This window comes from Mucilaginibacter polytrichastri (assembly GCF_001911425.1).
GTDB lineage: Bacteria > Bacteroidota > Bacteroidia > Sphingobacteriales > Sphingobacteriaceae > Mucilaginibacter > Mucilaginibacter polytrichastri.
Window position 1 is genome coordinate 1,859,791 of sequence record NZ_MPPL01000001.1, and the last position, 23,255, is coordinate 1,883,045.

The window sequence follows — 23,255 nt, forward strand, 5'->3', positions numbered from 1 at the left end:
TTCGCCCGTTTAACTGACCCCTCGTAAACGGGCAATAACTTTACCTGATACACTTATATACGGGATTGTCTGGTGCTCAGATTTTTAAATGTTGCTTTTTATCAGATACTATAAAAACTAATTAACGTACTTTTTAATCAGCCTTTCAGGCCGATTGTTGTAGTTCAATTATTTTACCTCTTACGTCTGTTTTAAAAAAAGAGGTGACAATATTTGTTAATGCCTCGGTTTCAATTAAAAAACCATCGTGCCCGTAAAAAGAATCCAGCTCTGCAAAGGCTGCTTTGGGGATATGCTGAAATAAATACTGTTGCTCTTCCAGCGGAAACAATACATCGGAGCGGATACCCACTACCAGTGTTTTGGCTTTAATGGTGCTCAGGGCTTTTTCAACACCTTTGCGTCCGCGGCCGGTATCGTGCGAGTCCATTACTTTGGTTAAGTACCAATAGCTGTAGGCATTAAAGCGGTTTACCAGTTTTTCGCCCTGGTAGTTTTGGTATGATGATGCTTTGAAATTATCGGTTACGTCCGTATTTTCTTCCTGCTGGGTTAATGAATATGTTTTATAATTACGATACGATAGTAAAGCAAAGCTGCGTGCCGCTTTTAAGCCTTTTGCACCACCCTTTGGGGTGTTGGCATAAAATGTACGGTCTGATGTAATGGCCATACGCTGCGACTCGTTAAAGGCAATACCCCATGGCGAGTGCTTGGCATTGGTGGCAATCAGTATTAGGTTTTTAATTCTGTCTGGTTGCGCAATGCTCCATTCCATAGCCTGCTGCCCACCCAGTGAACCACCTATTAAAATATGTATCTGGTCGATGCCCAAACTATCGGCCAGTAATTGATGTGCCTTAACCACATCACGGATCGTGAATTGCGGGAAGCTCAGATAATAGGGTTCGTCAGTATCAGGGTTAACAGACAGCGGATTGGTAGTGCCATAAGGCGAACCCAATATATTGGCGCATATAATAAAATGCTCATCGGGATTAAAAAAACAACTTTCGCCAAAAAAGCCTTGCCACCAGTCAAATACATCAGAGTTTGCAGTAAGGGCATGGCATACCCAAACCACGTTATCACGATTTTTATTTAACCGGCCATAGGTATGAAAGCCTATTTCTAACCCGTTTATTTTTTTACCCGATTCCAGAACAAATTCTTCCGGATGCTTATATACTTCAGTATTCATTATATATTATTCAACCTCCAAAGGGGAGGGATTTTGGAACTTATATTATGCTATCTCCAGTTTGGATTTAGTTGCTGTTATTTTCGCAAAAGCCTGCTCAAAGTCGGCTTTAATATCGTCTATATGTTCAATACCAACAGCCACGCGCAACAGGGTGGGTGTAACCCCGGCAGCTAATTGCTCTTCGTCGCTCAGTTGTTGATGCGTTGTTGCCGCAGGCTGGATAATTAGCGTTTTGGCATCACCAACATTGGCCAGGTGGCTAACCAGTTGCAGGCTGTCAATAACCGTACTGGCATTTGCTTTATCGCCCTTTAACTCGAATGACAAAACTGCACCAAAGCCATTCTTTAAATATTTTTTAGCCAAAGTGTGATGTGGCGATGACGGCAGGCCTGGATAGTTAACCTTTGCTACTTGCGGTTGTAGTTCCAGCCATTTGGCCAGTTCCAGGGAATTATCTACATGGCGTTGTACACGGAGCGATAGCGTTTCTAATCCCTGTATCAGCAAGAAAGAATTAAAAGGCGATTGTGATGAGCCAAAATCGCGCAGGCCCTCCACACGGGCACGGATAATAAACTGGATATTGCCAAAAGGGCCTCCAATACCAAATACATCAGCAAAAACCAACCCGTGGTACCCTTCAGATGGCTCTGTAAATTGTGGATACTTGCCGTTGCCCCAGTTGTAATTACCACCGTCAACAATTACGCCGCCAATGCTGGTACCATGGCCGCCAATCCATTTGGTGGCAGATTCTACCACAATATGAGCGCCATGCTCAAGCGGGCGGAATAAATAACCGCCTGCACCGAAGGTATTGTCAACGATTAAAGGCAGATCGTGCTTTTTGGCAACAGCCGCAATTTTTTCAAAATCGGGGATGTTAAAGCCCGGGTTACCAATGGTTTCCAGGAAAATAGCTTTGGTTTTATCGTCTATCAGCAGTTCAATATTTTCTGCTGTATCATCTTTAGCAAAACGTGCTTCCACGCCCAGGCGTTTAAAAGCAACCTTAAATTGATTGTAAGTGCCCCCGTAAATAAAAGGAGAGGACACGAAGTTGTCGCCCACCTGTAATATATTATTCAATGCAATAAACTGAGCAGCCTGCCCGGATGCTGTTGCCAACGCCGCCACGCCGCCTTCTAAAGCAGCTATACGTTTCTCAAAAACGTCTGTGGTCGGGTTCATAATGCGGGTGTAGATGTTGCCAAATTCTTTTAATGCAAAAAGATTGGCGCCATGCTCGGCGTTGTTAAAAACGTATGATGTAGTTTGATATATGGGTACAGCACGTGAACCTGTAGTGGGGTCAACTTCCTGGCCAGCATGCAATTGTAGTGTTTCGAATTTTAAATTTAATGAAGACATGTGAAATAATTTGGTTTTAAACAAAAGGTTATTTAAAAACGCTTGGGTACAGGATACCCACAGCATACACGTAACAATTTCAGGAAAGAGAAAGGGAACGTGTTATTGCATTAGCAACAGCAACAACAAGCCTGCATATAGTTGTTGGCTTTAACCGGGATTAAAACAACTGATGGGCCTTGTTTAGAAGTTAAGTATTGCTGAATAATGCGAATTAATTTTTCCATTTTATCATTTATATGCCCCGGGGTTAATTATTTCCGGGTCAGGAATTGGCACCTTCTCCACATTTGGAGGGTTGCCAGTGGGTTTCAGAGCCTGTTCTCTCGCCACTTCTATATAAATCAAAAACCTTTGAAGGGAATTGATCGTGGTATTGCTACCAAATATTATTTCAAATGTAGGGCAAATGAGATCATAATTCCAAATTAAATTTCAATTTTCTTGCTAAGCCGTATTATGCTGTAATCGCTTAACTTAACAAAACCATAATATTCTGAAATGAAACAAATTGCGCCGGGAGCGCTTGTTGATTAAAAAAGCGCAAATGAATTACCCTTTAATAGGTTTAATTATCGTAGTGGCTATTGCAATCGTAATCGTTTTAATTAAACGTAACCGCAAAGACCAAAAGGAATTTGAGCATGAACTGGATAAAACAGAAATACACCCCGGCACAGATGATGAGCCCAAGGCATTATAATTATACTGTTTAGATCTCTGCCAATGCTACCGACAGGTCCTCGATCAAATCGTCAATATGCTCTAAACCCACAGATACCCTGATAAGGTTTTGTGGGGTTTTTGTGTCAGGCCCTTCTACAGATGCGCGGTGTTCTATCAAACTTTCTACACCGCCTAAACTGGTAGCCTGGGTAAATATTTTTACCGTATTAACCACTTTACGGGCTTCATCTGCACCGCCTTTAACCAAAAATGAAAGCATGCCACCAAATGATAACATCTGTATTTTAGCTAACTGATGCTGGGGATGGCTTTCCAGGCCTGGGTACATTACTGCTTCTACCATGGTATGCTTTTCTAAGTATTCAGCTAAAAGCTGCGCATTAACTACATGTCCGCGCATACGATAGGGCAGCGTTTTAATACTACGGGTTAGCATATAGCAATCAAGCGGAGAAGGCACCGCGCCGCCCATTTCCTGCACCTGGCGAATGCGTACCCACCAGTCGTCTTTTTTAGGCGTTATTAATACACCGCCTGTAATATCGCTATGGCCGCCAAAATATTTGGTAGATGAATGCATTACCAAATCGGCCCCTAATGTTAACGGCAGCTGGCAAATAGGCGATGCGAAGGTGTTATCAACAACTACCTTAACGTCATGTGCATGTGCAATTTTTACCAGTGCAGTAATGTTGCTTAGTTTAAGTAAGGGATTAGATGGAGTTTCTATCCACAATAAACCGGTATGTGGTTTAATACACTGTTCTACCAGTTCCAGGTTGCTCAGATCAATAAAATCAAACCATAGTATGCCGGCAAAAAGTGTTTTAAGCTGGTTGCGCAAACCGTGGTACATGTCATTGGGCGCAATAATGTGTGTGCCTGGCTTTAACGATTGAAACACCGCCATACCTGCTGCATTACCCGATGAAAAAGCGGCTGCTTCTTCGCCCAGTTCCAGCTTGGCCAGTACATTTTCCAGTTGGCTGCGATTGGGGTTACCTGCACGCCCGTACATGTAACCGGCGGGATATTCGCCATCGGGGCCGCGTTCAAACGTGGTCGACATAACAATAGGTTGTATAACCGCCCCGGTTGATTGGTCTACATGGTTTCCGGCGTGGATGGCAATGGTTTCGATATGCATAGCGTCAAAATAAAGAAGAAATTTTCAGCTTTGGTTGTAGCAACTAAAAATATTACAACGTAATCATATAATAAACCACACAAATAGGTATGAAAAAAGCTTTACTTTTATTAATGGCCGTAACCCTGCTGTTTACCGCCTGCAAAAAAGACGACATTAGCCATCAGGATGCATATGAGGATAGTTATAAGAAATTTACTGCCTTTAAAACGTCGTTCTCCAATTCTTATAGCTACGTAGTTTCCAGTGCTTCTGTTTTTGGACCGTCAACCACAACAACTATTACAGTTAATAAGGGTAAAGTAGTTAGCCGCTCATCTAAATTCTACCGGAGATCTGAAGATGGAAAATCCAGCGTTTTATTTATAAGTTGGGAGGAGGATGAAAGCAGTGTGGGAACTCACAAGGAAGGAGCCGAAGCCATAACATTAGATCAGGTTTATGATACGGCCAAAAACGTTTGGCTTAAAGCGGATAAAAAAACGAATAAGGTATATTTTGAAACGAACGCAGACGGCTTAATCTCAAGTTGTGGCTATGTACCTGATGGTTGCCAGGACGATTGTTTTAGCGGAATTTCGATCTCCTCTATTGCAGGTGGAAGTTATAACTAATAATAATCGTCAAATTAAATTAGTGTAACTTTTGTTACACCCATGTGATGTTGTTTAATCCCTTAATTATTACTTTTGCAACAAAAAAGTGATTTAATGGACGCTGAACAACATTTACAGTTATTATTAAATGACACCCGCCTTCCCGACGATCTTAAACATATAGCCGGAAAAGTACTTAACAACGAACGCATTACCTTTAACGAAGGGGTAACGCTTTTTGAAAAAGGCGAGCTTGGCTACCTGGGTATCTTAGCCAACTACATCCGCGAGAAACGCCACGGAGATAAAACTTATTTCAATAGAAATTTTCATATCGAGCCTACCAATCTGTGTGTTTACGATTGTAAATTCTGCTCTTACTCGCGCCTGATCAAAGAACGATCGGAGGGTTGGGAGTACACGATGGAGGATATGCTTAACATCGTTAAAAAATACGATGGCGAGCCGGTTACCGAAGTACACATTGTAGGTGGCGTATTGCCGCAGTATGACGTTGCTTTTTATGCCGAACTTTTCAGAAAAATAAAAGAGCACCGCCCCGGGCTCCATGTAAAGGCCTTAACCCCGGTTGAGTACCATTACATCTTCAAAAAAGCTAAAATTGATTATGCTACAGGTATGGCCCTGATGAAGGAAGCCGGACTGGAATCAATGCCGGGTGGTGGTGCAGAAATTTTTGACCCCGAAATAAGGGAGCAGATTGCAAAAGATAAATGTACTGCCGACCAATGGCTGGATATTCACCGCGAATGGCATAAACTGGGTATGCGCTCAAACGCTACCATGCTATACGGCCACATCGAGGAATTTCGCCACCGTATAGACCATATGGAGAGTTTGCGCCAACTGCAGGACGAGACCGGAGGTTTTCAAACCTTTATCCCGTTAAAGTTTCGCAATAAGGACAACCAGATGTCTAACGTTATCGAATCAACCGTTGTGGAAGATTTGCGTAACTATGCCATTGCCCGTGTCTACCTCGATAACTTCGACCACATTAAAGCTTATTGGGCTATGATAAGCCGTACCACGGCACAGTTATCATTAAATTTCGGGGTTGATGATATTGACGGTACGCTGGATGATACCACCAAAATTTACTCTATGGCCGGTGCCGAAGAACAAACCCCGGGCATGAGCACCAAAGAATTGGTAAACCTTATTAAAAATGGTGGCCGCGTGGCTATTGAACGCGATACCTTATATAATGTGGTTACCGATTTTACCAACTATGATTTTCCGGATGAAGTAAAACCACAGTTTTACAGGTTACCGGTAGTTAACTAAGCATATACTTTATACAATAAATGGTTATTAAAACTTTATACATCGTTCGTCATGGACAAACTGATCTGAATAAGCAAGGGATAGTACAAGGGCGGGGGATGGATACGGATTTAAATGACGAGGGCCGCAAACAGGCTCAGCAGTTTTTTAATGCTTACGGATACATCAATTTCGATAAGATCTATATCTCTACCCTTAAACGTACGCAACAAAGTATCCAGGGTTTTATAGATAAGGGCATCCCATATGAAAAACTGGAAGGACTGGATGAGCTGGCCTGGGGTATCCACGAAGGGCAGGCAAGCACGCCGGAAACCAAAGCTGCATTTATGCAACTGATGCGCGACTGGACCAAAGGTAACCTGGATGTTAAGTTTGAAGGAGGCGAAAGCCCCAATGAAGTAAAGGCCAGGCAGGAAGTAGCGCTGAGCCACATTATGAGCCACCCCGAAGAAAAAACGGTTTTGGTTTGCATGCACGGCCGGGCTATGCGTTTATTGTTATGCCTGCTTACCGAACAGCCGCTTACTAAAATGGAAAGTTTCCCACATCAAAACCTGGTATTGTATAAAGTGACCTACAATGGCGAAAAATTTGAGATCGCCGATTTTAATAATGCCGTCCATCTAAAATATTATTAATCTGTTTTGAATAAGCTCCGCATATCGGCTGTTAGTTATACTAACACCAAACCTTTTTTATACGGTATAAACCATACCGATATTATCAATAAAATAGAACTAAGCCTGGATATCCCTGCAGATTGCGCACAAAAATTAATTGACGACAAAGCAGATATCGGCCTGATTCCCGTAGCAGCAGCCCTTAATTTGCCCGAATGGTACATTGTATCAGATTATTGCATTGGTGCCGTAGGCAAGGTTGATTCTGTTTTTATTTTCAGCAATTGCGAAATTCATGCTGTAAAAACTATCCAGTTAGATCCTGAGTCGCGTTCATCCAATATGCTGGCAAAAGTGTTATTAAAGAACCACTGGAATTTAGCGCCAAAAGAAGTTGTTAATGCTCCTGATTACACAAAATCGACTGATGTAAACACTGCCTTTGTACAAATAGGCGACCGCACCTTTGGCAAAAAAGATAAATACCCGTTTGTGTATGACCTGGCCGAAGAATGGCAAAAGCTAACCGGCTTGCCGTTTACATTTGCAGCATGGATCTCTAATAAGCCAATCTCGGAAGAGTTTATAGCTGAGTTTAATAAATCCCTGCAATATGGTCTCGATCACCGGGAAGATTTGTTTAAAGAACTAACCATGCGCAACGATTTTGACATTAAGGATTACCTGATGCACAAAATTGATTACCCGCTTACAGACGATAAAAAGAAAGCCCTGTATCTGTTTCACGATTACATAAAGGCGCTTTAATATTAAGGAATTACTAAATTTAACTTAGGCTAAAACATTATTGTGCGGTATTTATTGGTTATGTATTACATTTAATCAAAATCAATAAATACCCCCAATAAATGGATACAAGATCATTAAAAGGCCAGGCCGCACTGGTAACCGGAAGCGATAGTGGCATTGGCAAAGGCGTGGCACTTGAGTTGGCAAAGGCAGGTGCCAAATTAGTAATCAACTATGCGCATAACCACGATGCAGCCGTTGAGGTAGTAAAAGAAATTACCGATGCCGGTGGCGAAGCATACGCATGGCAATGCGATGTAAGCCAGGAAGACCAGGTACAAGCCATGTTTCAGGAAATGTTTAAACACTACGGAACCATTGACATACTGGTTAACAACTCGGGCCTGCAAAAAGACTCTAAATTTGTTGATATGACCCTCGATCAGTGGAATACGGTGATCAATATCAATTTGACAGGTCAGTTTTTATGCTCACGCGAGGCCGCCCGCGAGTTTATACGCAGGGGTGTGGTTGAAGGGGTGAGTAAAGCTGCAGGTAAAATTATTTGTATGAGCAGTGTACACGAGGTTATCCCATGGGGAGGTCACGTTAACTATGCCACCAGCAAAGGCGGTATTATGATGATGATGAAAACCCTGGCGCAAGAGCTTGCCCCGCAAAAGATAAGGGTAGTGGCCATTGGCCCGGGCGCTATACAAACGCCCATTAATAAATCTGCCTGGGATACTCCCGAAGCTTTGAAAAGCTTAATGACTTTGATACCGTATAACAGGATAGGGCAGCCCGATGACATTGGTAAACTGGCAACCTGGCTGGCATCAGACGAGGCCGATTATATAACAGGTGTAACTATTTTCTGTGATGGAGGTATGACCTTATATCCGGGCTTTGCCGATAACGGGTAATTGATTTGAATGCCGGGTTATAAGATATAATATTGTAGAGACACAAAATGTGTCTCTACAATATTATAAAAAGCGCAAATATTGCGCCTCTAAGATGTTTGGATAAAACACAAGGTAATGTGCTTTTAATGTTTATTATTTAATAAATAATAACTCTCTGAATTTTGGTAAAGGCCAAAGGCTGTCGTCAACCAGCTGCTCCAGTTTGTCAACATGGTAACGGATTGGCTGGAAGAACGATTTTACCTGCTCATCATAAGCAATCGCTTTTTCGCGGGTGTCTTCAATTTTATTGGCTTTTCTGCGTGCATCTACCATTTGATCAACATTGGTTTTAATAAAGTTGATGTGCTCGGCCAGCTTGGTAATAATATCCATCTGGGCAGCATAGGTATCGGCTTTTAAACCAATGTCTTTTAAACCCTTTACATTCTCAACCAGGTTGCTTTGGTAAGTAATGGCAGCAGGTATAATTATGTTATTTACCAGTTCGCCCATTACGCGTGCTTCTATCTGTAGTTTCTTGTAAAACTCTTCCAGTAAAATATCATGGCGGGCATGTGCCTCGCGGCGACTGAATACGCGGGTGTCTTCAAACAGCTTTTCGGTTTTTTCGGTAACTAAAACATCAAGCGCTTTGGGTGTAGTTTTAATGTTTGATAAACCACGTGCTTCTGCTTCTTTTTCCCACTCATCGCTATAACCATTGCCTTCAAAGCGGATGGCTTTAGATTCTTTAATGTAACGCTTAATTACAGTAAGCAGGGCCAGGTCTTTTTTCTCGCCTTTTTTAATCAGCTTGTCAACTTCCAGTTTAAACTTCTTCAACTGATCGGCAACGATCATGTTCAGAATAGTCATCGGGTTGGCCGAATTAGCAGATGAACCTACTGCACGCAGCTCGAACTTATTACCGGTGAAGGCAAAAGGAGAGGTACGGTTACGGTCTGTATTGTCTTTAAGTATTTGCGGGATCTTAGGGATACCTTGCCACAATAAAGCCTCTTCTTTCAGTTTTTTGCTGATGCGTGAGGTTTCGATCTCGTCCAAAACATCATTTAGCTGGCTGCCTAAAAATATAGAGATTATGGCTGGTGGGGCTTCATTAGCACCCAGACGGTGATCATTGTTTACAGTTGCAATAGATGCCCTTAACAGGTCTGCATGTTCTGATACTGCTTTGATGGTGTTTACAAAGAAGGTTAAGAACATGAGGTTATTTTTAGGCGTTTTGCCTGGCGACAACAGGTTTTTACCGGTGTTGGTAATCATAGACCAGTTGTTGTGCTTACCAGAGCCGTTTACACCGGCGTAAGGTTTTTCGTGCAGCAACACTTTAAAGTTGTGGCGCTTGGCAACTTTGTCCATCACATCCATTAGCAAGGAGTTGTGATCTATAGCCAGGTTAATTTCTTCGTAAATAGGGGCACACTCAAATTGCGAAGGGGCAACCTCATTGTGTCTTGTTTTTAGCGGGATACCTAATAATAAAGCTTCGGTCTCAAAATCCTGCATAAAGGCGTAAACGCGATCTGGGATTGAACCAAAATAATGATCTTCCAATTGTTGGTTCTTGGCCGATAGATGGCCAAATAGTGTGCGGCCGGTTAAATACATGTCCGGGCGTGCATTAAACAAGGCAATATCAACCAAAAAATATTCTTGTTCAATACCTAAAGAGGCATTAACCTTCTCAATACCTTTATCAAAGTAGTGGCAAACGTCAACGGCGGCTTTGTCAAGCGCACTTAACGCTTTCAACAAAGGCACTTTATAATCTAAAGCTTCGCCGGTGTATGAAACAAATACAGTTGGGATACACAGGGTGCGGCCCATAATAAATGCAGGCGATGACGGATCCCATGCGGTATAGCCACGGGCTTCAAAAGTATTACGGATGCCGCCGTTAGGGAAACTGGAAGCGTCCGGCTCTTGTTGGGCAAGTGCTTCGCCGCTAAATTTTTCGATAGCGCCATCGGCAGTAGGTTCAAAAAAAGCATCGTGCTTTTCGGCTGTAGTTCCTGTTAATGGTTGAAACCAGTGTGTATAGTGAGTAGCGCCCTTGCTCATAGCCCAGCCTTTCATGGCAGAAGCAGTTTGTTCTGCAGTATCGCGCGCAATGGGTTCGCCGTTATCAATCGAATTTACAATGCTCTGGTAAGCTTCTCTCGACAAGTACTCTCTCATTTTCTTTTTATCGAAAACGTTAGCAGCAAAGTAATCAGAAATTTTAGCGCCCGGGCTCTTAACCTCTGGAATAGTGCGTGTTAGGACCGCTTCTAGCGCTTTAAATCGAATGTTTGGCATTTTTAACAGAATTATTGAAAATAAATTTATCAAAAATAAAAATAGGATTATTAAATCAGCTAATTATTTAATATTTATTCATAAAACCCTCGAAATATTAAAAAATTATAATCAAAAGCAGCTCTAAGCAGAAAATATGGTTTTTTAGATATTTGGGTTTATAATAAAATATTGAAACAAAGTTGCATTAAGTACAACAATACCATGTTTTATTTCGTTATATATGTAAACTTTAAAACTTAAATTTGTTTCACCATGCTTATTCCAAAATTTGATTTGTACAAGTCAGAGTGGCTCGAACTTGTATTTGAAAACCGCAACAAATCTTATGGCGCTTACGATCTGAGGCAGCACTACGGGCAGACTATGACAAAGGCAATTGCGCTTGTCATATCCGGCTTTATCGTCTCAGGAGTAGCCTTAAGCTTTATTTACAAGGTAAAGGAGGTACCAACAGAGCTTATTAAAACAACAGTAGTAGACCTTAAAAAGCTAGATGTAATTTTACCTCCACCACCTAAAATGGATAAGCCGCTGCCCAAGCAAACAGCAGCTGTTAAGGCACAGCCTTCGGTGCCTACGGTAGTGATCCCTACCCATGTAACTACTGCGCCGGTAACAATTGATCCGCCTGTAAATGCAACATTGACCGAATCCATTGGTTCGGTAGTATCAAAGGGAGAAGGCAAGGGTGACAATGCACCTATAGAGGGTACACCTGGCCCGGGCACAGGTACTGTTAGTACTAACGGCGGTGGAAATAATACAACAGGTATAGTTGATTTTGCCGAAGTATCTCCCGAGCCTGCAGGCGGAATGGCCGGTTGGGCGAAGTTTATCCAGCGTAATCTACGATATCCCGATACTGAAGCCCAAGGCCGTGTATTTGTAAGTTTTGTGGTAGAGCGCGACGGAAGCTTATCTAACGTTAAAATTATGAAAGGCGTAAGCCCCGAACTTGATGCAGAAGCGCTACGCGTAATTCGTATGGCGCCAAAATGGAAACCAGGCATGCAAGCAGGCCAGCCGGTAAGGGTACAGTTTAACATACCGATTAATTTTCAGCAGAATAACTAATAGTGTTTTGTAATAGATAGATGGGGAGTTAACGATATCGTTAGCTCCTTTTTTAGTGTAAAGGCAAATTTCAAGGGTATCTTGTCTCTCGTTTCTCGGGTTCTTGCCTCTATACCCAAAACTATTATCAAAAACGTTAACCCCTTTCCAGTCATTTTACTAATTTTGCGAATCCTTTCATATAACACTTACAACATTGGAGCAACAGGAATTAACTACCGTTGAAACCGCCAAAGAATTAGGCTTATTACCCCAGGAGTATGACCGCATTAAGGAAATTTTAGGTCGCGTACCTAACTTTACCGAACTGTCTATATTTTCTGTAATGTGGAGCGAGCACTGCTCGTATAAAAATTCAATTAAATGGTTAAAAACTCTTCCACGTGATGGCGCGCGTATGCTGGCCAAAGCAGGAGAGGAGAATGCCGGCTTGGTTGACCTTGGCGACGGCATTGGCTGCGCGTTTAAGATCGAATCACATAACCACCCATCGGCTTTAGAGCCTTACCAGGGTGCAGCAACAGGCGTCGGTGGTATTAACCGTGATATCTTTACTATGGGCGCACGCCCCATTGCACAATTAAACTCTCTGCGTTTTGGCGATTTATCGCTCGACCGTACCAAGTGGTTGGTTAAAGGTGTGGTTAAAGGCATCAGCCATTATGGTAATGCCTTTGGTATCCCAACTGTAGGCGGCGAACTTTATTTTGACGAAAGCTTTAACGTAAATCCGCTGGTTAACGCCATGTCGGCAGGTATTGTTAAGGCTGGCGAAACCGTTTCTGCTACATCTTACGGTGTGGGCAACCCGGTTTACATTGTTGGTTCTGCAACAGGTAAAGATGGTATCCACGGTGCAGCATTTGCATCAAAAGATATTACAGAAGATTCTGTTAATGATTTACCGGCTGTACAAGTGGGTGATCCATTTCAGGAAAAACTGTTATTGGAGGCTACCTTAGAAGTTATTAAAACCGGTGCTGTTATTGGTATGCAGGATATGGGTGCGGCAGGTATTATCTGCTCAAACTCAGAAATGTCGGCCAAGGGCGAGCACGGTATGAAAATATGGCTGGATAAGGTACCAACCCGCCAGGAAAACATGAAGCCTTTCGAAATCCTGCTTTCAGAATCACAAGAGCGGATGCTTATTGTGGTTGAAAAAGGTAAGGAGGCTTTAGTACAGGCTGTGTTTGATAAATGGGATTTAAATTGCGCCATTATTGGTGAAGTTACCGATACCCAACGCCTGGAGTATTACATGAACGGCGAACTGGTTGCTGATGTACCTGCAGACGATTTAGTATTAGGCGGAGGTGCCCCGGTTTACGACCGCGAATACCGCGAGCCTGCTTATTACCAGGAATATCAAAAATTTAAAATTGATGATGTTGCCGAGCCGGAAGATTTAAAAGCAGTTGCCGAGCACTTGATCGGTCATCCAAATATTGCTTCTAAACGCTGGGTAACTAATCAGTACGATTCTATGGTGGGTACTGCTACCATGACTACCAATAGGATGAGTGATGCTGCCGTTGTTGCTGTAAAAGGCACTACCAAAGCCATCGCTTTAACTACAGATTGTAACTCGCGTTATGTAAACGCAGATCCGCAAAAAGGTACTTCTATTGCTGTGGCCGAAGCAGCACGTAATATTGTTTGTGCCGGTGGCGAGCCTGTAGCTATAACCAATTGTTTAAACTTTGGTAACCCTTACATCCCCGAGGTTTTCTGGCAGTTTGTGAGCGCTATTAAAGGTATGGGCGAAGCTTGTACCAAGTTTGGTACTCCGGTAACTGGTGGTAACGTAAGTTTCTATAACCAATCATCAGATGATGGCCCGGTTTTCCCTACGCCAACTATTGGCATGTTGGGTGTGCTGGATAACATCGATAACATGATGACTGCAGACTTTAAACAACCAGATGACCTGATCTATCTGATCGGCGAGTCTGTTAATGATATTGCTTCATCACAATATCTGTCGTCGTTCCATAAAGTGAAAAAATCACCTGCTCCATATTTTGATATCGACAAGGAATACGAAATGCATCAGATTGTAAAGGAGCTGATTTTGCATAAAGTGATCCAGTCTGCACATGATGTTGCTGATGGTGGTTTATATATCAACTTACTGGAATCTTCATTGCCAAATGGCTTAGGCTTTAATATCGAATCTGACAGTGATATCCGTAAGGATGCATTCTTATTCGGCGAAGCACAAGGCAGGGTAGTAGTAAGCGTTGCACCGGCCGACGAAGAACGTTTTGTAGAGATGATGGCAACATCAGAAACACCGTTTAGCCTGTTGGGTACTGTGGCACATCATGGTAACCTGTTTGTTGATGATGAGCTTTACGGTAATATTACCGACATCAGGATGGTATACGACAATGTTTTACACGCAATTTTAGGCGAATAATGCTGAAGCTTAACCGGGTACACCACGTTGCTATAATTTGCACCGACTACGTAAAGTCGAAACATTTTTATACAGAAGTATTGGGTTTGAAAGCTGTACGCGAAGTGTTTCGCAAGGAAAGAAATTCATATAAGCTTGATCTGGAAGTAGGAGGACTATACCAGATCGAGCTTTTTTCATTTCCAGAACCACCGCCAAGGTTATCGCGCCCTGAAGCTTCCGGTTTACGCCATCTAGCTTTTGAGGTTGATGATATTGAAGTTGCTATAGCGGAAGTGAAAGCTCATGGTGTAGAAACTGAACCAATTAGAGTAGATGAGTTTACCGGCAAAAGGTTCACGTTTATGGCTGATCCGGATGGGTTACCGATAGAGTTTTACGAAATATAGTCCGGAAGAAAAGAAGTCCGAAAGTCCGGAAGAAAAACTAAGCATAAATATTTAATTTGTCATTCTGAACGATAGCGAAGAATCTTCTGCTGTAGATAGTTTATCGAAGAAGATCCTTCATTACATTCAGGATGACAAATTATATTGAGACCATTCCCCATGTTCCAGTTTAAACAATTTGCTGTAGATCAAAGCGAATGCGCCATGAAGATCAATACCGATGGTGTATTGCTCGGAGCACTAGCACTAGCAAATGATCCAAAAAGCATATCGGATATTGGTACAGGTACAGGCGTAATCGCCTTGATGCTGGCTCAGCGATTCCCTAATGGTAAGATAGATGCTGTTGAGATAGATAAAGCCGCAGCTGCCACCGCGAGTAGTAATTTTAAAGAATCAAAGTTTGCCGGCAGGGTAACCGGCTATCATTTGGGATTTGAAGATTATTTTCAGCAAAATCCAGAACAGAAATATGACCTTATCGTTAGTAACCCGCCTTTCTATATTGACTCTCTTAAATCGCCCGGCGAGCAACGTACCATTGCCAAGCATACCGACGAGCAATTTTTTGATATACTTTTAAGCACCACAGCCCGGCAGCTAACTGGGACGGGGTTATTGTGGTTGATATTGCCCGTTAGTACATCACTTGTTGTGCAAGAAATTGCGAAAGGTTATGAGTTGTATCTGCACACGCAAATTAATATCAGGTCATATCCGCAGTCATACCCGCATCGTCATATTATCGCTTTTTCGCTAACTGAATCATTTACCTCAATTGGTGATTTTACAATTTACGATGAGCCAAAAAAATATACAGCACAATATGAGGCTGCTTTGAAAGAATTCTTCACGATATTTTAAATCGGTTTTGATTCTTGTATCTTGGCTCTTGATTATATAAAGTATGACCCGAATAGGCCTTATATCAGACACGCACAGCTATCTCGACGAAGCCGTTTTTAAACATTTTGCTGACCGCGACGAGATCTGGCATGCCGGCGATTTCGGTACGCTTGAGTTAGCAGATCAACTTGCCGCGTTTAAGCCTTTAAAAGGCGTATACGGCAATATCGATGATAAAGACGTAAGATTAGTTTACCCAGAGCATCTCCGCTTTAAATGCGAGGAGGTAGACGTATGGATGACCCATATCGGCGGTTATCCAGATAGGTATAGCGCTAACGTAAAGCCAGAGATCTACACCAACCCACCACAGTTATTCATTACCGGGCACTCGCATATTCTAAAAGTGATCTTCGATAAAAAGATCAATTGCCTGCACCTTAACCCAGGCGCAGCCGGAAAGCAAGGCTGGCATAAAGTGCGTACCCTAATGAAATTCGATATTAATGGCAATAAGATTGAGAATCTAAATATAGTTGAGTTAAGCGGGCGATAGCTGGGAGAGAGCCAAGAACAGAGAAACAAGAGCCAAAATCCATGTTTTGAAAGAAGTCTTGTTTCCTGGCTCTCGTTTCTTGTCTCTGTAAACTTACCTGCCGTTCTCTGCCTCAAACACAGTATCAATCAATAGCTCTCTTTGCTTACCAGCCGCAACAGCCAGTTGATCACAACGCTCGTTCTCAGGATGCCCATTGTGGCCGCGCACCCAAACGAAACGAATTTTGTGTAATTTGCTTACTTCGAGATAGCGCAACCACAAATCTTTGTTTTTTTTATCTTTGAACCCGGTTTTTAACCAGCCGTATACCCAGCGTTTTTCAATGGCATCAATTACGTATTTAGAGTCTGAGCAGATAACCACATCCTGGTTTGGTGTTTTTAAGGCTTCTAAGCCTTTTATTACGGCCAAGAGTTCCATGCGGTTGTTTGTAGTCTTACGGAAGCCCTCAGATAGTTCTTTATAGTGTTTGCCGGCACGCAGTACTACACCATATCCTCCTGGACCCGGGTTACCGCTTGATGCGCCGTCTGTGAAAATTTCGATCATATTATTTTTGGACTGCAATTATAATAATTTAGTCACAGGCTTACAGAATGTTATATTTTTTTTGAAAAAAGAGTTTGCAAACAAGCAGGATATTTCTACTTTTGCACTCTCCAAACGGTAGATGTAGCTCAGTTGGTTAGAGCATCGGTTTGTGGTACCGAGGGTCGTGGGTTCGAGCCCCATCATTTACCCTTTTCTAAAAAGCCTTTTTACAGCAGTAAAAGGGCTTTTTTTATGCCCTGGAGACTGTTTTTTCGATAAAATTCTAATTCGTCAGTTGAAAACTGATGCGTTGTGTTAAACACGAAAAACAGCCCAACTTGACGAAAATGTTTACAATGGATTGGGTCAGTATGGCAACTACTAGGGAAGTGGTACTCAAACACCACAAAAATGAGGACGGTACTTAGATAGCTTGTTGGTACATCTGGATGTAAAAGACTTTGCACGTCGACTTATTCAAGCTGAAGAAAAATTTGTAATTGATATTGTCGCTTTTGGAAGGCAATATATAAACGAACTAATAGAGCAGGGTCTGAAAGGCACTGCGCATCCGATTTTAACGGTTGTCAATAGCTTGTGTGATTATTTCGGAAGTCGAAAAGTCGAGATAGAACATATAAATATGTTAATGTTGCCAGGCAATGAAAGTTACAAATGCTGGTAGCTAAGACTTATTTAATTTCGGTCCTCTGGTAATTAGTCAGATGGTGTTAAAGTTTCCTTAAAACGAATTTTGTCTTACAGGATAACAGAAAATTTATCCAACCTTAAATTGTAAACACTTATTTGTACTTACTTAAGCGGAAGGCTAAAGCTGAACTCGGCGCCCTGACCAGGTTGACTTTTAGCCCATATGCGCCCACCATGTTGCAGGATGATTTCTGAGCAAAGGTATAGACCAATTCCGAATCCTGGAATATGGTTGGTTTGCGCATTTTCAACCCTGAAAAAACGGTCGAACAAACGTGGGAGATCATCCTGGCTGATACCGGGCCCCTGATCTTGAACGGTTACCGTGATTGTGCTTTTATCATGGTTACAAAATACGGTGATCGTACTTTGCGCCGGAGCGTACTTGCCTGCGTTGCTCAACAGGTTATTCAACACTTGTTCTATCTTATCCTCATCAGCAAAAACCTCCTGGAATCCGCCGGATTTGTAAACGATCGGCTGACCTTTGTGTAATTGCTGGTTATCGGCAACTGCGTTCCTGATCAAATGATCCATATCGAAATTGGATTTATTTAACTCGATACGGCCTGCATTCAGACGGGCAACGTCCAGAAATCCGCCAATAAGCCGCTGCATTTTATTAATTTGCAACAATGCCCGCTCCGTAGAATTTTGATAAACCGAATTTTCGCCGGGTTTTTTCGCTGTCATTTGCATGACCTGCAAATAACCTTTTAAGGTGGTTAACGGTGTTTTGAGTTCGTGACTAACAATACCGATAAAATCATTTTTACGTTGTTCATCTGCCTTTCGTTCGGTAATATCTACCGCCGTTCCGGAGAAATAACTTTTAACACCATCCTGGGCAGGAAAAAGTTTGCCGGTCGCTTTGACCCATCTTCTTGAATTATCGTTCTGACGGATGATCGGGTACTCCTGACTGAAGGGTACGCCATCAGTAAGTGCAGCTTCTACAGCTATTGCGACCTTTTCCCGGTATACACTATCTATCTGGGCAATGGCTGCTTCTAAAGTCATTTCTTCATCAGTTTCAAATCCAAAGATGGCCCTCAAACGTTCAGAAAATACAGATTCACGGCTGTCTGCCTGAATATACCATGTTCCCATTTCGGCCGAAGCGATGGCCATGTTTAAACGTTCATTCAGGTCAGCGATCTCCAGCCTGGAATTAATCTCCTTGGTTACATCCATCACTACACCAGAAAAAAGGGTGTACTGACCATCCTGATCCGCAATCACTCTACCAAAAGAATGAAGCCAGATCAGTTCATTATCGTTAAACCTGCGTTGTGTGTAAGTAATATCGTAAAAGTCACCTTTAGTGATCGCCTCATTGATGGCATCCTGGATAAGGCCGTTGAATTCCGGTGTAACCTGGCCGATAGCCATTTCGTAGGTCATTGGTTCTTGATCTTCATAGCCGAAAATCTGGGCAAGCATATCGTCATATTGCAGCGCTTTGCTTTCCGGTTGTATGTGCCAGTAACCGATATGAGCAGCCTCGGCAGCTAATCGTAAATTTTGTTCAGAGGCTTGTAATTGCTCGTACAATACCTGTTGCTCTTCGCGTGCTGCCAGGAGTTCTTCGTTACTGGATTCCATCTCCTCGTTGGTAACGGTCATCTCTTCATTCATGGCTTGCAACTCCTCGTTGGCTGCATTCATCTCTTCATTCATCGCCTCCAGCACTTGTTCACGGTCTTCCAACAAGTTCCGTGCATGAACAAAAGATGTCACCTCGCTGTATGTCACTAATACAGCTTCTACATTTAGATCGACATCGAATAATGGATCGTAACTGAAATCCGCATATATATATTTAGGTTTGCCATCCACACCTATGATGACAACGGATTGTTCCTTCATAGTTACCGTATGACTGGTTTCCCGCACACGTATCAGAAATGTTTGAAAAGGCTGTCCTTCCAATTCCGGGAAGACTTTTAATAATGGTTGGTTGAGGATATCTTTCTCTGTTCTTCCCCATAAAGTAAGTAAAGGGCCATTGATAATGTCAATGATAAAATTTTCTCCCTTTAGAATACATAATCCGCAGGGTGTAGCTGAAACAATACGACTGAGCCTGTACTCGCTGTCCGTTAATTCCTGCGTGCGAAACGCCACCTGTTCGGCAGTCGTTATTTCTGTTTGCTGCTGAACGAGCATGGCCGCTTTACCGCTTTTGATCGTCGCCTCATCTTCCACCTGTATCGTCACATTATAAGTGGTGCATGTTAAATAGGCGATCTGTCCGACTTCATCCATCACAGGAAGAATTTCAACCTGCCACCAGCGCGGAGCATGCAAAGTATCGAACCGGAATATCGGCAATTTAAGGGCAGACTTATATTCCAGCACATCATTTAAACCTGTCTGAAAGATTTTAACAGTATGGTGCCCCGCTGCATCAACTTTAAAAAAATTCCAAATGCTTTTTCCGGAAAGGTCTGCTAATTCATAGCCGGTAGCAGCCAGATAAGCTGCATTGGCAGCAACAATGATGAAATCAGCATTATATGGTTTTAAAATGAGGCGCGGCTCAGCCAATTGGTCAAAAATTATCCGAAACAACGGATCATTAAAATGTTGCATGCTTTAATTAGTACTGGTTTTATTGTTTTGGGGAGCGGCGAATAAGTAAATGTGAGGGCTTTTCAAATCAAATTGATGGTGGAAATAAGATAGACTAAAATAAATAAAAAAAAGTTAAGTGTACAAATCGTAGCTCACTAAAAGAGAGATAAATTATATAATTCAAGCTTTTAATATATCCATTTGAGGTGTTAACTAATCTTAATGATATTTATTTACTTAATTTGAATCATAAAAATACCAGACAGCGATGAAATATAATCCACCAAGCGTTGATACTCTAACGGCATTGGAAACCGCACCGAATATATATTTGGTGTTATCTCCTGACTTGTATATCTTAACTGCGAGCGACCTGGAGGCAACAAACACCACCCGGGAAATCATTGCAGGCAAACATATTTTTGAAGCTTTTCCCGATAACCCGAACCTTCCCGATGCGGATGGTGTTCGTAATATCAATGCCTCACTTCAGGAAGTATTGAGAACAGGGAAACCTCATTACATGAAGGTTCAGCGTTATGATGTCCCTGATGTGGCAAACCCAGGTCAATTTATCCAGCGTTACGGAACCCAGCCATACCCCCGTTTTTAAAAAAGACGGATCACTTCATTACATTATACAGATTGCCCTTAACGTAACAGAGAAGGTTCGCGCCGGTGACGCTTTTACACAGCAGGTTACCATTAACGAAGAGCAGGCAGAGTCAAATAAAATATTAATACGCTCCAATGATAAGCTTAACATTACCCAAAAGGAATTAGAAGCCACAATCAATCAGCTGGAGTTAAGCCAGCGGCGTTTTCAAAGTTTAGTACGGGAAGCCAATATTGGTATCATTGTACTGATGGGCCCTGAAATGAAAGTGGAAATTGTCAATAAAACTTATGGGCAGCTCATTGGCAGAACGGTAGAGGAATTGCTTGGCCTTCAATTATTCGACATCATTCCGGAAGCGGAAAGTACTTTTCGCCCCCTGCTGGAAGATGTGAGGGTGAATAAGGAAACAAGGAATTATTTTGATACGCCCTACACCGTATATAATGGTGATAAAAAAATAGAAGGTTACCTGAACCTGGTTTATCAACCCTATATTGAGGAGGATCAGCATATTACTGGCGTTATCGTGGTATGCCAGGATGTAACGGAACAAGTACGATCACGGACTAATCTACAGAGCGCCTATGAGCAACTGCGGTTGGCAAAAGATGCCGCCCAACTCGGCTTTTTTGATGTGGACATTGTAAAAGGAACGCTGGAATGGGACGGGAGATGCAGGGAGTTGTTTGGTATATCGCATAACGATGTAGTCACCTACGAGAAAGATTTTGTTACTGGCTTGCATCCCGATGACCGGGAGCGGATATTAGCCATTATTGATGATGTTTATATCAAAGCGGTTAACAATGGTATTTATGATGTGGATTACCGGACCGTTGGTGCCGAGGATCAACAAATCAGATGGATCAGGGCCAAAGGTCAGGCCTATTTTGATGCAGAAGACAGACCCATTCGGTTTATTGGTTCTGTGATAGACATCACCGAACAGAAACTGGATGAAATACGGAAGAATGACTTTATCGGCATGGTCAGCCATGAGTTAAAAACACCACTGACATCACTTACAGCCATCATACAGGTAGCTAATCTCAAAATGCAAAAAAGTGATGACGCTTTTATAGCCGGAGCGATGGAAAAAGCAACCGTTCAGGTTAAACGCATGAGTAACATGATCAATGGATTTTTGAATGTTTCCCGACTGGAATCCGCTAAACTTTCCATTGATAAGCAGCCGTTTGATATGAATGAATTGATTAAGGAGATGATTCATGATACTAATCTTACTGTATCGGGTTACAGAATAGATTACGAAGACTGTAACCCTGTTTTGATCAATGCCGATCGTGATAAAATTGGTTCAGTAATTACAAATCTGGTAAGTAATGCGATCAAATATTCCCCCAAGGCCGATCAGGTAGAAATTAAATGCCACGTGAAAGAAAATCAATTCCAGGTCAGTATCCGCGATTACGGCATGGGTTTAACTGAAGGGGATAAAGACAAAGTATTTGAACGTTATTTCCGGGTGGAAGGGAACAACAATAAGCATATAGCAGGCTTTGGGATTGGATTGTATCTAAGCGCGGAGATTATTCAGCGTCATCATGGAAAGATCTGGGTGGAGAGTGAACTGGGTAAGGGCTCAACCTTTTTTTTTAGTATTCCTATATAATTAGGAATGGCAAGAAATTTGTAGAGACTCAAAAATTAAAATACATTTCATATCTCTAATAATTTGAATAGCTTAATAAACGGGGAGTTCCAAGTTTCCAATGACACCTTATCTGAAGATTTTTCTTTGCTTACTCATGCGCTGGATGCGGCCATCACAGGCATTATTTTAACAGACAACCGGTTACCGGATAATCCGATCATTTATTGTAATAAGGCGTTCGAGCGAATGTGCGGTTACAGCCGCCAGGAGATTATTGGACACAACTGTCGCTTTTTACAGAACGAAGATCGCAACCAGGCTGAACGGGAAACATTGCGGCAGGCAATCATCACAGGAAATAATTGTGTGGTGAACATCCGTAATTATAAGAAAGATGGTACGCTTTTCTATAATGAGTTATATATGTCCCCGATTAAAGATAAGTCTGGCGATGTAACTTATTTTATCGGCGTTCAAAATGATGTGACCTTAAGAAAGCAGGCCGAACTGGAATTGATCCGTCAGCAGGAGATTATGGAAAAACGGGTTATTGAGCGGACAAAAAGCCTCAAGGAAAGCGAAGATTATTTGTCCAGCATTGTGCAGACCGTCAGGGAAAGTCTGATCGTTTTAAATCCTGATTTTAAAGTGCTTAGTGCGAATGATCATTTTCTGAAAACATTTAAGGTGACCCGAGGAGACACGGAAGGTAAATTACTTTATGATCTGGGTAATGGTCAGTGGGATATTCCTGCGCTGAAAGAGCTGCTAGAGAATATACTCCCAAGCAATAACCCGGTAGAGGAATTTGAGGTGGAACATGATTTTCCCCACATCGGCAAGAAACTGATGTTATTGAATGCACACCGGATCGAGCTGGAAGGACAATACAAAGACAGGATCTTGATCGCTATTGAAGATATTACAGACCGCCGGGAGATTGAACGGCGGAAGGATGATTTTTTATCCATTGCCAGCCATGAACTG

20 protein-coding genes, 1 tRNA gene and 1 riboswitch are annotated in these 23,255 nt (G+C 42.3%); of the genes, 15 read left to right on the forward strand and 6 right to left on the reverse strand.

The window, feature by feature from the left end:
* Positions 1–145: 145 nt before the first annotated feature.
* Positions 146–1,201: a homoserine O-acetyltransferase family protein gene (locus RG47T_RS08075; protein WP_074488945.1), complete on the reverse strand. Its 1,056-nt coding sequence runs from the start codon at positions 1,199–1,201 to the stop codon at positions 146–148.
* A 45-nt stretch (positions 1,202–1,246) separates the two neighbouring features.
* Positions 1,247–2,578 (reverse strand): O-acetylhomoserine aminocarboxypropyltransferase/cysteine synthase family protein, encoded by a 1,332-nt coding sequence (locus RG47T_RS08080; protein ID WP_074493251.1) that lies wholly within the window; start codon positions 2,576–2,578, stop codon positions 1,247–1,249.
* A gap of 232 nt (positions 2,579–2,810) precedes the next feature.
* A riboswitch (SAM riboswitch) is annotated at positions 2,811–2,924 on the reverse strand.
* Positions 2,925–3,125: 201 nt separating this feature from the next.
* Between RG47T_RS08080 and RG47T_RS26040 the strand changes: the two genes are divergently transcribed.
* Entirely contained in the window at positions 3,126–3,281 is a 156-nt protein-coding gene (locus RG47T_RS26040; RefSeq protein ID WP_171972498.1) for a hypothetical protein, read from the forward strand.
* Positions 3,282–3,290: 9 nt separating this feature from the next.
* On the opposite strand, the gene RG47T_RS08090 is transcribed toward RG47T_RS26040, so the two are convergent.
* On the reverse strand, positions 3,291–4,412 hold the full coding sequence (locus tag RG47T_RS08090) for a trans-sulfuration enzyme family protein (protein ID WP_074488947.1): 1,122 nt from the start codon (positions 4,410–4,412) through the stop codon (positions 3,291–3,293).
* Between the two features lie 89 nt (positions 4,413–4,501).
* Between RG47T_RS08090 and RG47T_RS08095 the strand changes: the two genes are divergently transcribed.
* The 5 genes from RG47T_RS08095 (at position 4,502) to RG47T_RS08115 (ending at position 8,615) form a co-directional block, all read left to right on the forward strand.
* On the forward strand, positions 4,502–5,026 hold the full coding sequence (locus RG47T_RS08095) for a hypothetical protein (RefSeq protein WP_074488948.1): 525 nt from the start codon (positions 4,502–4,504) through the stop codon (positions 5,024–5,026).
* A 96-nt stretch (positions 5,027–5,122) separates the two neighbouring features.
* Positions 5,123–6,316 carry an aminofutalosine synthase MqnE gene (gene mqnE / locus RG47T_RS08100; RefSeq protein ID WP_074488949.1) on the forward strand — a complete coding sequence of 398 codons (1,194 nt, stop codon included), beginning with the start codon at positions 5,123–5,125 and terminating at the stop codon, positions 6,314–6,316.
* 20 nt (positions 6,317–6,336) lie between these two features.
* Entirely contained in the window at positions 6,337–6,957 is a 621-nt protein-coding gene (locus RG47T_RS08105; protein ID WP_074488950.1) for a histidine phosphatase family protein, read from the forward strand.
* Between the two features lie 6 nt (positions 6,958–6,963).
* The gene (locus RG47T_RS08110; protein WP_074488951.1) at positions 6,964–7,707 is read left to right on the forward strand and encodes a menaquinone biosynthetic enzyme MqnA/MqnD family protein; all 744 of its coding nucleotides are present in this window, start codon (positions 6,964–6,966) and stop codon (positions 7,705–7,707) included.
* A 101-nt stretch (positions 7,708–7,808) separates the two neighbouring features.
* Positions 7,809–8,615 carry an SDR family oxidoreductase gene (locus tag RG47T_RS08115; protein ID WP_074488952.1) on the forward strand — a complete coding sequence of 269 codons (807 nt, stop codon included), beginning with the start codon at positions 7,809–7,811 and terminating at the stop codon, positions 8,613–8,615.
* A gap of 135 nt (positions 8,616–8,750) precedes the next feature.
* Here the strand turns inward: RG47T_RS08115 and RG47T_RS08120 are convergent, their stop codons facing one another.
* Positions 8,751–10,922 (reverse strand): glutamine synthetase III family protein, encoded by a 2,172-nt coding sequence (locus RG47T_RS08120; RefSeq protein ID WP_074488953.1) that lies wholly within the window; start codon positions 10,920–10,922, stop codon positions 8,751–8,753.
* A gap of 255 nt (positions 10,923–11,177) precedes the next feature.
* On the opposite strand from RG47T_RS08120, the gene RG47T_RS08125 reads away from it, so the two are divergent.
* The 5 genes from RG47T_RS08125 to RG47T_RS08145 all read left to right on the forward strand — a co-directional run bounded on the left by RG47T_RS08125 (position 11,178) and on the right by RG47T_RS08145 (position 16,212).
* A complete protein-coding gene (locus RG47T_RS08125; protein ID WP_074488954.1) occupies positions 11,178–11,999 on the forward strand; it encodes an energy transducer TonB in 822 nt (273 codons plus the stop codon).
* 196 nt (positions 12,000–12,195) lie between these two features.
* The gene (gene purL, locus RG47T_RS08130) at positions 12,196–14,421 is read left to right on the forward strand and encodes a phosphoribosylformylglycinamidine synthase subunit PurL (protein ID WP_083627338.1); all 2,226 of its coding nucleotides are present in this window, start codon (positions 12,196–12,198) and stop codon (positions 14,419–14,421) included.
* Positions 14,421–14,810, forward strand: coding sequence for an SMU1112c/YaeR family gloxylase I-like metalloprotein (gloA2, locus tag RG47T_RS08135; RefSeq protein ID WP_074488956.1), 390 nt, complete (start codon positions 14,421–14,423; stop codon positions 14,808–14,810). The genes purL and gloA2 overlap by 1 nt, the downstream gene beginning before the upstream one ends.
* Positions 14,811–14,969: 159 nt before the next feature.
* On the forward strand, positions 14,970–15,674 hold the full coding sequence (locus RG47T_RS08140) for a tRNA1(Val) (adenine(37)-N6)-methyltransferase (protein WP_074488957.1): 705 nt from the start codon (positions 14,970–14,972) through the stop codon (positions 15,672–15,674).
* Between the two features lie 43 nt (positions 15,675–15,717).
* The gene (locus tag RG47T_RS08145; protein ID WP_074488958.1) at positions 15,718–16,212 is read left to right on the forward strand and encodes a metallophosphoesterase family protein; all 495 of its coding nucleotides are present in this window, start codon (positions 15,718–15,720) and stop codon (positions 16,210–16,212) included.
* A gap of 93 nt (positions 16,213–16,305) precedes the next feature.
* Here RG47T_RS08145 and rnhA read toward each other — a convergent pair whose 3' ends face one another.
* The gene (gene rnhA / locus RG47T_RS08150; RefSeq protein ID WP_074488959.1) at positions 16,306–16,764 is read right to left on the reverse strand and encodes a ribonuclease HI; all 459 of its coding nucleotides are present in this window, start codon (positions 16,762–16,764) and stop codon (positions 16,306–16,308) included.
* A 117-nt stretch (positions 16,765–16,881) separates the two neighbouring features.
* Between rnhA and RG47T_RS08155 the strand changes: the two genes are divergently transcribed.
* A tRNA-His gene (locus RG47T_RS08155) sits at positions 16,882–16,955 on the forward strand.
* A 604-nt stretch (positions 16,956–17,559) separates the two neighbouring features.
* Here RG47T_RS08155 and RG47T_RS25530 read toward each other — a convergent pair.
* Complete coding sequence (locus RG47T_RS25530; RefSeq protein WP_083627339.1) at positions 17,560–20,052, reverse strand: ATP-binding protein; 2,493 nt, start codon at positions 20,050–20,052, stop codon at positions 17,560–17,562.
* A gap of 250 nt (positions 20,053–20,302) precedes the next feature.
* On the opposite strand from RG47T_RS25530, the gene RG47T_RS25685 reads away from it, so the two are divergent.
* From RG47T_RS25685 to RG47T_RS26660, 3 genes are all read left to right on the forward strand, one after another.
* A complete protein-coding gene (locus RG47T_RS25685) occupies positions 20,303–20,647 on the forward strand; it encodes a hypothetical protein (protein ID WP_074488961.1) in 345 nt (114 codons plus the stop codon).
* On the forward strand, positions 20,574–22,286 hold the full coding sequence (locus RG47T_RS08185; protein WP_083627340.1) for a PAS domain-containing sensor histidine kinase: 1,713 nt from the start codon (positions 20,574–20,576) through the stop codon (positions 22,284–22,286). The genes RG47T_RS25685 and RG47T_RS08185 overlap by 74 nt, the downstream gene beginning before the upstream one ends.
* Positions 22,287–22,349: 63 nt before the next feature.
* The coding region (locus tag RG47T_RS26660; RefSeq protein ID WP_253187502.1) for a PAS domain-containing protein at positions 22,350–23,255 on the forward strand (906 nt) is incomplete at its 3' end.

Bases quoted from the DNA above. Each gene is read 5' to 3' on its own strand.
- RG47T_RS08075 (WP_074488945.1), bottom strand. From the start codon at position 1,201: ATGAATACTGAAGTATATAAGCATCCGGAAGAATTTGTTCTGGAATCG.
- RG47T_RS08080 (WP_074493251.1), bottom strand. From the start codon at position 2,578: ATGTCTTCATTAAATTTAAAATTCGAAACACTACAATTGCATGCTGGC.
- RG47T_RS26040 (WP_171972498.1), top strand. From the start codon at position 3,126: ATGAATTACCCTTTAATAGGTTTAATTATCGTAGTGGCTATTGCAATC.
- RG47T_RS08090 (WP_074488947.1), bottom strand. From the start codon at position 4,412: ATGCATATCGAAACCATTGCCATCCACGCCGGAAACCATGTAGACCAA.
- RG47T_RS08095 (WP_074488948.1), top strand. From the start codon at position 4,502: ATGAAAAAAGCTTTACTTTTATTAATGGCCGTAACCCTGCTGTTTACC.
- mqnE (WP_074488949.1), top strand. From the start codon at position 5,123: ATGGACGCTGAACAACATTTACAGTTATTATTAAATGACACCCGCCTT.
- RG47T_RS08105 (WP_074488950.1), top strand. From the start codon at position 6,337: ATGGTTATTAAAACTTTATACATCGTTCGTCATGGACAAACTGATCTG.
- RG47T_RS08115 (WP_074488952.1), top strand. From the start codon at position 7,809: ATGGATACAAGATCATTAAAAGGCCAGGCCGCACTGGTAACCGGAAGC.
- RG47T_RS08120 (WP_074488953.1), bottom strand. From the start codon at position 10,922: ATGCCAAACATTCGATTTAAAGCGCTAGAAGCGGTCCTAACACGCACT.
- RG47T_RS08125 (WP_074488954.1), top strand. From the start codon at position 11,178: ATGCTTATTCCAAAATTTGATTTGTACAAGTCAGAGTGGCTCGAACTT.
- gloA2 (WP_074488956.1), top strand. From the start codon at position 14,421: ATGCTGAAGCTTAACCGGGTACACCACGTTGCTATAATTTGCACCGAC.
- RG47T_RS08140 (WP_074488957.1), top strand. From the start codon at position 14,970: ATGTTCCAGTTTAAACAATTTGCTGTAGATCAAAGCGAATGCGCCATG.
- RG47T_RS08145 (WP_074488958.1), top strand. From the start codon at position 15,718: ATGACCCGAATAGGCCTTATATCAGACACGCACAGCTATCTCGACGAA.
- rnhA (WP_074488959.1), bottom strand. From the start codon at position 16,764: ATGATCGAAATTTTCACAGACGGCGCATCAAGCGGTAACCCGGGTCCA.
- RG47T_RS25530 (WP_083627339.1), bottom strand. From the start codon at position 20,052: ATGCAACATTTTAATGATCCGTTGTTTCGGATAATTTTTGACCAATTG.
- RG47T_RS25685 (WP_074488961.1), top strand. From the start codon at position 20,303: ATGAAATATAATCCACCAAGCGTTGATACTCTAACGGCATTGGAAACC.
- RG47T_RS08185 (WP_083627340.1), top strand. From the start codon at position 20,574: ATGATGTCCCTGATGTGGCAAACCCAGGTCAATTTATCCAGCGTTACG.